Annotated in this window: 11 protein-coding genes; 3 read left to right on the forward strand and 8 right to left on the reverse strand. The window is 44.0% G+C overall.

All coding sequences use genetic code 11. The annotated features are described in order from the left end of the window. The first annotated feature begins 762 nt into the window (after positions 1-762). On the forward strand, positions 763-1,266 hold the full coding sequence (locus T525_RS0110860) for a hypothetical protein (protein WP_027407222.1): 504 nt from the start codon (positions 763-765) through the stop codon (positions 1,264-1,266). Between the two features lie 365 nt (positions 1,267-1,631). Here T525_RS0110860 and T525_RS15060 read toward each other — a convergent pair whose 3' ends face one another. The 5 genes from T525_RS15060 to T525_RS0110885 form a co-directional block, all read right to left on the reverse strand. Then, positions 1,632-2,000, reverse strand: a complete 369-nt coding sequence (locus tag T525_RS15060) for a polymer-forming cytoskeletal protein (protein WP_051533565.1) — start codon at positions 1,998-2,000, stop codon at positions 1,632-1,634. A 401-nt stretch (positions 2,001-2,401) separates the two neighbouring features. Next, positions 2,402-3,265, reverse strand: coding sequence for a GIY-YIG nuclease family protein (locus T525_RS15065; RefSeq protein WP_051533566.1), 864 nt, complete (start codon positions 3,263-3,265; stop codon positions 2,402-2,404). Then, a complete protein-coding gene (locus T525_RS0110875; protein WP_027407223.1) occupies positions 3,258-3,827 on the reverse strand; it encodes an N-acetylmuramoyl-L-alanine amidase in 570 nt (189 codons plus the stop codon). The genes T525_RS15065 and T525_RS0110875 overlap by 8 nt, the downstream gene beginning before the upstream one ends. A gap of 122 nt (positions 3,828-3,949) precedes the next feature. Beyond that, positions 3,950-4,288, reverse strand: a complete 339-nt coding sequence (locus T525_RS0110880) for a helix-turn-helix domain-containing protein (protein WP_027407224.1) — start codon at positions 4,286-4,288, stop codon at positions 3,950-3,952. 2 nt (positions 4,289-4,290) lie between these two features. Continuing rightward, entirely contained in the window at positions 4,291-4,632 is a 342-nt protein-coding gene (locus T525_RS0110885) for a helix-turn-helix domain-containing protein (RefSeq protein WP_027407225.1), read from the reverse strand. Between the two features lie 224 nt (positions 4,633-4,856). On the opposite strand from T525_RS0110885, the gene T525_RS15070 reads away from it, so the two are divergent. Continuing rightward, complete coding sequence (locus T525_RS15070) at positions 4,857-5,156, forward strand: helix-turn-helix domain-containing protein (protein ID WP_051533567.1); 300 nt, start codon at positions 4,857-4,859, stop codon at positions 5,154-5,156. A 355-nt stretch (positions 5,157-5,511) separates the two neighbouring features. Beyond that, complete coding sequence (locus tag T525_RS0110895) at positions 5,512-6,708, forward strand: tyrosine-type recombinase/integrase (protein WP_027407226.1); 1,197 nt, start codon at positions 5,512-5,514, stop codon at positions 6,706-6,708. A 515-nt stretch (positions 6,709-7,223) separates the two neighbouring features. Here T525_RS0110895 and T525_RS15945 read toward each other — a convergent pair. The 3 genes from T525_RS15945 to T525_RS0110910 all read right to left on the reverse strand — a co-directional run bounded on the left by T525_RS15945 (position 7,224) and on the right by T525_RS0110910 (position 7,894). After that, on the reverse strand, positions 7,224-7,373 hold the full coding sequence (locus tag T525_RS15945) for a YvrJ family protein (RefSeq protein ID WP_072031649.1): 150 nt from the start codon (positions 7,371-7,373) through the stop codon (positions 7,224-7,226). Between the two features lie 75 nt (positions 7,374-7,448). Then, complete coding sequence (locus T525_RS0110905; RefSeq protein WP_027407227.1) at positions 7,449-7,655, reverse strand: DUF2922 family protein; 207 nt, start codon at positions 7,653-7,655, stop codon at positions 7,449-7,451. A 20-nt stretch (positions 7,656-7,675) separates the two neighbouring features. Further along, complete coding sequence (locus T525_RS0110910) at positions 7,676-7,894, reverse strand: DUF1659 domain-containing protein (RefSeq protein ID WP_027406915.1); 219 nt, start codon at positions 7,892-7,894, stop codon at positions 7,676-7,678. Positions 7,895-8,086: the final 192 nt, after the last annotated feature.

The following is an 8,086-nucleotide window of genomic DNA, read 5'->3' on the forward strand; positions in this document are numbered from 1 at the left end:
CATATATGAATTCCCCCTTTCAATAAATTTTACGAGATAATTATATCATTTATTACAGTTATTTTATAATACATTTTAGTTATGGTAAAGGTACATCAGGACAGTTTTTTATTATATATTTTGACTTGCGGCGAGCCAATATGCCCTTCTAAATTAAAAAGGCCAGTCCTTGGACTGACCTTATCACTGTTGGCGTGGGGGCCAGCAGTGCGCCTATCATAATTAAGAAAAGCCAGTTGGAGGACTGGCTCTCTTGTTTGCCGGGGGGAGTCCCCAGCTTCTTGGAATGGGATTCTATGAAAATATTTTAACATAAAAGGTTGCGCTATGCAACTATTTCTTTTATAGAAGGCAAAAAAATGCCGGCCATAAAAGACCGGCGGAGGTAAGGTTTCTACTATATTTTATATAGTAGACGGAAAGGAAAATATAGTAAGAGAAAACGACTGGTTTATTCCTCTTTGGGAAATGATGAAAAAGACCAATCGGGAAGGAAGTGACCGGTCTTTTCCCCTGCTGGAGGAATCAGCAGTAAAGTTGAGAGTATATGGATGAACTCGAATTTTTAGGAAAAGCCAGTCAGTGGACTGGTTTTTTATTTGCTGGAGTGGGCCAGCAAATGGAATGGTATGAATAAATTTTAGCACTAATGGTTACGTTATGCAACTATCCCTTTGAATCTAAAAATTGTATGTAAAATATGTATATATGGTATAATTGAAATAGTATAGTTAATGATATATAAAAGAAGGGAGGACAGCTATGGGCGGTCATTGCAGGCAAATCGCCTTGATGTCTTTCTGTGTTCTGGTGCTGATTTTATCAGGATGCGGTTCAGTACATTTGGAGGATGCCCTTGACAAGGTGGCTTTGGATAATGGCAAATTCTACCATATTAACATAAATTTTCGTCAGCCATTTTATGAGGTGATTTTGGAGTCCGTTGATTATCCTACGGAGGATTATTGCGACGATCTGGCGGCCAAGATGTTTAAGAAGGCCTATTCCAGAGAATATCGTAATATGAAATTTGAGTATATCGAGGTCGTGATTGGCGTGGAACACACAAATCCTCTTTATGGTACAAAGCATTTTGAAAGGGTTGCCAAATACAGGCTGTATCGGGATGCCGCCAGGAATCTGGATATGGAGAAAATGGATAACAGTACTTTGGCAGGGCTGTCCAATAAATGGTATCGTAAGAAGGGAACCCCTGAGGGGTATCACGACGAATACTATTGCCAGCATGATTTCAGCGTAAAATAAATTTATAAAAAAACGGGGAGCTGCGACAGAATGCAGCTCCCCTTTTTGCTGGCGTGGGGGTCAGCAAAATAGAGTGAAATTATAGCATAAAATAATTTTACCATAGATGCCTCGATCCTTACAAGAGCAAATGCAACAAAACAATACACAATTCCGCCTTAAAAGACAGAGCCTTTGGTTAAAATGATGTAAAACAATACACAGCTGTGAATAGTTTTGTGGATAAGCTGTGGGCTCGGGGTGAAAAAAAGGCACCTTGCCGCAAGAACAAAGTGCCCATGAAAGACCTGTCAAACCCATGTTGAGTGAGTTTTTATGTAGATTATTCTGCTGGGAGCGGGTTTAACAAATCTATTTCATCAATTTTAAGCCAGGGAAACGGTCATTTTGCTGTGGCCGTTGAACTGGCCCCCGTCCTCCACATTGAGGCAGCTGGTATTTACATCACCCTCCAGCTGTCCGCTGGCGCGGATGGCCAGACGGTTGTTTATGTTTACATTGCCGCGGACAATACCGAAAATGGTCAGATTTGTGGAGGTAATATTTCCGTTCACACAGCCAGATTCCCCGATAAACACGCTTCCACCAAGATTGACATTTCCCTCAACGGTGCCGTCAATTCTTACATTTCCGTCCCCGTTAATGTCCCCCTTTATGGTGGTGCCTTTATCTATAATGGTGTTGATTTCGCTGCTGGTAACATCAGACACTTGCTTACGGACGCTGTCAAACATGGCGGATTCCCCCCCGGAATATATTTGGAAAAAAAGTGCCGGCAAAATAAACCGGCAAAGTTCCCGCGATAATGGATTATGCAGGAAGTGTTATGAAAAAATGAGCGGTTGCTCACCTAAGATTATATCACTGCCATGCCCCTGCCACAACAAAGAAAAAGCAGGATTTAAGTATTAACTTTTAATGCCATTTAAAAAAAAGAACGCCGGTCCTGGATGAGATCGACCGGCGCAAAAGGAGGTGCTCTGCATGACAAGTGCAGAGCCATGCGCAAAACATTAATGGAAAACTAAAAGCTTGTTACATACTTATTCCACGCCGCCCCAAAAAATCCTTCTTTCCCCACAAGAAAAGCTGGCCCCAACGACCAGCTTCCTTCCTATATAATATATACCATAAATTACAGATTACTGTACCACCTTATAAAATCCTCCTTCCTTGCCCCGTAATTGGTGCCTTCCTTAAACCACTGGGAGAACATCAAAAACCGCTGGGTGCCGCTGGAAAATTCCTCCTTCCAGTAACGCTGGCGGATTTTCTTCTTTACGTCCTCGCGGTTTTCCCCGTCTTTCAGGAGATAGAGAATGGGCAGGGCCCTATGGGTGTATTCCTTGCTTCCCTCCACGGAGCTGTAGAGCTTAAGCTGTTCATCACTGAACACATACCCCGCTGCCAGAAGGTTTATAACTGCAGTTTTAACAAAGTCGCTGACGGACATATTCCCTTCGGGAAGGGGCGGGGCCTTACGCTTTCGCCTTATGTGCTCAAAGACTTCCACCCCGATAAGTTTTAAAAGAAACAATGCTTCCTCCAGGTATTTCCCCAGCTCCACTTCACGGAAGGCGCTGACCTTCTGGGGATTGCCCTTTGTAAGATTGTCCACGTAGGCAGTGCCAACCTCCTTGGCCTTTTCAATTAGCTTGGATTCAAGATAATCAATATCTGACGCATTGAAGCTGTCGTCCTTGGTGGTCATAAGGATAATATGGCTCCACCAGCCCTTGTCCGTAAGGTGCTGGCGGGTTCTTTTTTCAAGGTCTCTGGCCTGTCCCACATAAACCTGTTCTTCAGAAAGGAGCAGATAAACCCCGTATTTCCTGCAGTCCGCCTTGGCAATGAGATCATCAATGGACTGGCGGGGGGATGAGAACATGGCCCCGATCTGCCATGAGGTGTCCTCAATGTACATAACGCCATTGAGGTCACCGTCATATAAAAGCATCTGAATTGTTTTCGCTGTAGTAATCATAGGCTCTTTACCCATTAATATCAATCCAGTAGTCAGTCACGCCCCTGGCTATGGCTGCGGCAAATTCCTCCTGATGGTTCATCAGTAAAAGCACATCAATGTCGTTGTCGATAAAGGCAGTTTCCACCAGCACCGCGGGCATCTGGGTACGCCGAAGAACGCAGAGGGCGGGGCGGGATTTTATGCCCCTGTTCGGGAAAGTGCCGTCAATATCCTGCATGGTATCAATAAGCTGGGCGTGAATATATTTCCCAAGAGTATAACTACCCCCAACCTTGTCATATACGAGGGTTTCCGCCCCACGGACGGATTTATCATAGGCGTTGCAGTGAATGCTCACAAATACATCAGCCCCCCAGTCATTGGCGGACTTCACTATATTTTCCCCTGCAGACTCCCCTGCAAGGTTGTTGCTCTGAAGAAGCTTCACCCCGCAGCCAGCCTTTATAAGATAATTCTTCACCATTTCCCCGATACTTAGGGCAATATCGCACTCGCGGACTCTGTAAAAATCGTTCACAGCCCCCGGATCGGGATTGCCATTTGGCGCATGGCCCGGATTAATAAAAACCTTCATGTTGATTTTCCTTTCTTGTAAATATAGATAATAATTAAGCCCCCGGATAGAAGCCTTTTGATTGAATTATAAATTTATAAATTAGTAGTTTGCTTTTCACGGGGGCTGTATGGCCATAATATTTAGTTTTCCTTTTGGGACGTCTGCCCCGCGTAATTTGCATTGGTACGGCTCAGTATATAATATCTGGCCGACTTGTTCCCGCCCGGGGATTCCCACGTAATATACCCCTTCTGGGCCAGTTCTTCCCTGGCACGTTTTACGGCGGAGTCGGATATTTTCAAGGCAAAAGCTATTTCGGGAATATAAAGGCACAAAGGATAATTCCACCAGTTTTCATTGGCCTTGTACATGAGATAGTGCCACAGGGCCTGGGCATTGGCGCTTATCCTGTCGCTGTTGTGGGCAATATAAAACTGCTTTATTTCCCTGAGCCAGCCCTTGCCGTCCTTCCCGGCCATAATCAGCCAAAGAATGCAGGATATTCCGTGGCTATATCCTCACGCTTAAGCAGCCATTGATGGGCATCGTTGAGGGGAATCTTTATCATGCGGCCGCAGCGCAGCTTCGGAAATTCCTTTATCTTCAAAAGACGGCGGACAAAGTATTCGGAAAGCCCCGAAATCCTGATAAAATCCTTTACACTGACAAAGAGAACATTGCTGTCCTCCATGGCCATATCTTCATCCATGGCCGTATCTTCGCTGGTGGCTGTATCTTCCTCCATGCTGTCAGAGATTTCTTCATTGTCCCTTTGAGCCAGATAATCATTAATGTCATACAAAATAGTTTCATTGCGTTTCATAGTTTTTACCCCTTATGTAAATATTCAATCGTAACACAGATTAAAATAAATCGTGTTCAATTACAACACAAATATAACACACTAAAATCCCAGTGTCCACATAAAATATATTTTTTTAAAAAACAATACTGTACAAATCGTGTTCAAATATGGTATATTTATATCAGACAACACGACACACAATGAAACAACACAAAACAACATCAAAAACGGAGGAAATTTAGATGACAACTTTTGGTGAAAAATTAAAAAGGCTAAGAGTGGACTCCAAGAGAATATCTCTTGGTGACGCTGCCAAAGAGTTGGGAATTCCAAAATCCACACTGAATAATTACGAAAGGAATTCTTCTAAACCGCCTCTGGAAATGCTCTGCAAACTGGCAGAATTTTACAATACCACGGTTGATAACTTGGTTGGCTATGAGCCTGATCCTGAGGTGGTGGAGCTTATCGCTGCCGTCAAAGAATTGTCCCCTGAACAGAGGGAGACCATCAAGACTCTTGTTAAGGGTCTGAAGAAGTAACACCCGCCGCCCCTACTATTATTATATTGTTTAATATAGTCTTATCTTATATTAGGGCCACCGCAAGGCCACATAAATAAAGGGCTGAGGGATTTCCTGTGGTTCATAATGAGCCACAAACTGAACCACAGTGAGTACCACACCATATACCACAATGAGTCCACAGTGCGTACCACAGGGCAATTTTATTAACAATCTTATCCACAAGATTTATAGGGTTTTCCACCGTAATTGTGGTATTTATCCACAAGCTGTGTATTATCTCCTTGTGGATTTATTTTTAAACGTTTTGTACTTAAATACAGAACAAAATAAACCAAACACTTTTTAATTAAGGACAGAAAGGAGAACGAGTATGGCACAAAAAACAAAATCCCGTGGAAACAGTGAAGGGTCTGTCTTTTTCAACACCGAAAAGCAGAAGTGGGTTGTTCAGGTGTCCGTTGGCAATGATCCGGAAACGGGAATACTGAAAAGGGAAACAAAATATTGCAGTACACAAAAAGAAGCCCTTGCGGTCCGCAAGGAGCTGGTGGAGAAATACTCACATAATATCAGCTATGATGCCAACAAACTTACAGTGAAGGACTGGCTGGATAAATGGTTTAAGGTATACAAGATTCCAAAGCTCAGGGAAAATACCCAGGTGTCCTACCAGTATGTTATAGACATCTGCACCAATGCCATAGGAAAAATGAAGCTGGATAAGGTGACCACCGCTGACCTTCAGCACATTATCTTTCACGTTATCGGGAAAGAGCATTTCAGAACATGTCAGTATTTCCGTACTGTAATAAAGCAGGCTTTTGAAAGGGCCAGAAGGGATCATCTTATTGTGGACAATCCCGCAGAATTTCTGGAACTGCCACAAAAACCGCCAAAGAAGAAATTTGTGAAACCAACCAAGGAAACTTGGAACGCCTTGCTTGGCTACAAGTGCGGTTTTTACGGCTGGAAGATGGCCATTTTTACTGTGTTTATCACTGGCCTCAGAAGAAGCGAGCTGCTGGCCCTCACCTGGAACAGCTTTAAGTTTGAGAAGGATGAAAATGGTGAGGTTTTCGGCCATGTTATTATTGACAAGGCCATGGGCATCGGTAACAAGGATGAGAAAACAGGGCGGCGCAATGTGTATATTGATCGTACCAAAAGCGCAACAAGTGTCAGAAGCCTTTATCTTCCGCCTCCTTATTGCCGTGAATTGCAGAAATACCGTAGGGAGCAGAACATTCTCCGTCTGGCCTCCAAGACATGGGAGCACCCTGAAATGGTCTTTACCACCAACGATGGGCGGTATTATAATCCCGATGTGTTCTCCAGCCTGTACTCCAAGGCCTGCCGGGAGCTGGATATAAAGACCACCTTCCACATGCTTCGCCATGATATGGCCACCAGCATGAAGTCCAGCAGAACCCTTGATTTCAAGGATATTCAGAGCCAGCTTGGCCACAGTAATATCCAGATTACCCTTGATACCTACACCCACATGCAGGAAGAAGATGAGGCCGCCGTGGACAAGTTCCTTGATGAGAGATTTGATGATATTATATGATTTGAATAATGGCAGAAGTGGTAAAGGTGGGTTGCAATAAGGGTTGCAACTAGCCCAAAAGCGAACACAACCAAACAATATGACACAACATATCGTATAGTAGACAAAGTCTTGAAATTATTGGGTTTCACCACCATACAACATGAAACAACACAAGAGAACACATGGTCGACATTGACTCAAAATCTGCCGTATGCAAATACGTGCCGGTTCGAGTCCGGCCTTCGGCACCACAGTAAAATCAAGGCTTCCGAGTATTCGGAAGCCTTTTCTTTTTACCCCCAAAAGTGCCATTTGTCTGCACTTTGTCTGCACTTGGAAAAATACGATACGCCACGAAACAACGTAATCCCAAATTTTGAACCTATAAAATGCAAAAGTGGGGAATGGAAGATTTTTGCCCAAAATGAAAAATTATTTTGGCAGTACTTTGGCAGTACCAGGCGCAAAAGAAAACTGCCACACCGCGCAGCTACAGGGTTTGTAACTTGCGGGGCGGCAGTTTATGTGAATGCTTACGAGTGTTCCTTGCGGATTTCCAGTATCAGGGCATCCAGCTTGTCGCAGAACTTGTCCATGGTAGTCTGGAACCTTATTAACAAATAAAAGGTGATGACTATTGGGAAGCCTACGGTGCTGACAGCCGATAAAATCGTTTCTTCCATAGGTTTACTCCTCCTTTATCAAGAAAACCCCCCTGCAGGCCACAGGGCGAGCAGAGGGGCAATCACTAGGCCTTCTTAGGCCAACTTGGTGACAACGGTCTCCTTGAGATATGCGTCATGTACGCCAGTGACCTCAGCATAAGCCTTCTTGTCAACGAACTTCTGCATCACTGCCAGAACATCCGCCTTGGCAATGCCCTCAGCAGGATTTGCAACAATGACGGTCTTGATCTTCTTAGGATCATTATCGAGTTCATACTCGCAATAAAGTTTCTGTGCCATAATTCATCGTCCTCCTTCCATTACTCGGTAACAAGGGAATAGCTGTTCACTCTACCTACATTGCTCAGACTATACTCCATAAGGGAGTTAAGAGCCTCTGCCAGCTCCATGAAATCGTCATCGGAAATCTTGGAGTCAATGCCGGAAAAAGCTACAGTCTTGTAGGTTTCCTTGCCGTTAACGGACTCAGTGATTACCTGAAGCCGCATGGAACTGGTTACTTTAATCTTTTTGGTCATACTAAAACCTCCTCATAAAATAAGATAAAATAAGACTTTGCCGAGGTTTTCTACGCACACTTCGTAAGTGAGCACTACTAAATTCGATTTTCGCCTATGGCTCAATCTCATTAAGTATTGCTGGCAACGCAAAAAGCCCGCGGCAGCCACACCGCGGACTTTTCGCGGAATGACTATATTTCTATCCCGGCC

Source organism: Anaerovibrio sp. RM50, from assembly GCF_000622005.1.
Lineage (GTDB): Bacteria > Bacillota > Negativicutes > Selenomonadales > Selenomonadaceae > Anaerovibrio.

What these genes read in the sequence shown, in the direction of transcription:
- T525_RS0110860 (WP_027407222.1), top strand. Translation starts at nt 763, where the DNA reads ATGGGCGGTCATTGCAGGCAAATCGCCTTGATGTCTTTCTGTGTTCTG.
- T525_RS15060 (WP_051533565.1), bottom strand. Translation starts at nt 2,000, where the DNA reads ATGTTTGACAGCGTCCGTAAGCAAGTGTCTGATGTTACCAGCAGCGAA.
- T525_RS15065 (WP_051533566.1), bottom strand. Translation starts at nt 3,265, where the DNA reads ATGGGTAAAGAGCCTATGATTACTACAGCGAAAACAATTCAGATGCTT.
- T525_RS0110875 (WP_027407223.1), bottom strand. Translation starts at nt 3,827, where the DNA reads ATGAAGGTTTTTATTAATCCGGGCCATGCGCCAAATGGCAATCCCGAT.
- T525_RS0110880 (WP_027407224.1), bottom strand. Translation starts at nt 4,288, where the DNA reads ATGGCCGGGAAGGACGGCAAGGGCTGGCTCAGGGAAATAAAGCAGTTT.
- T525_RS0110885 (WP_027407225.1), bottom strand. Translation starts at nt 4,632, where the DNA reads ATGAAACGCAATGAAACTATTTTGTATGACATTAATGATTATCTGGCT.
- T525_RS15070 (WP_051533567.1), top strand. Translation starts at nt 4,857, where the DNA reads ATGACAACTTTTGGTGAAAAATTAAAAAGGCTAAGAGTGGACTCCAAG.
- T525_RS0110895 (WP_027407226.1), top strand. Translation starts at nt 5,512, where the DNA reads ATGGCACAAAAAACAAAATCCCGTGGAAACAGTGAAGGGTCTGTCTTT.
- T525_RS15945 (WP_072031649.1), bottom strand. Translation starts at nt 7,373, where the DNA reads ATGGAAGAAACGATTTTATCGGCTGTCAGCACCGTAGGCTTCCCAATA.
- T525_RS0110905 (WP_027407227.1), bottom strand. Translation starts at nt 7,655, where the DNA reads ATGGCACAGAAACTTTATTGCGAGTATGAACTCGATAATGATCCTAAG.
- T525_RS0110910 (WP_027406915.1), bottom strand. Translation starts at nt 7,894, where the DNA reads ATGACCAAAAAGATTAAAGTAACCAGTTCCATGCGGCTTCAGGTAATC.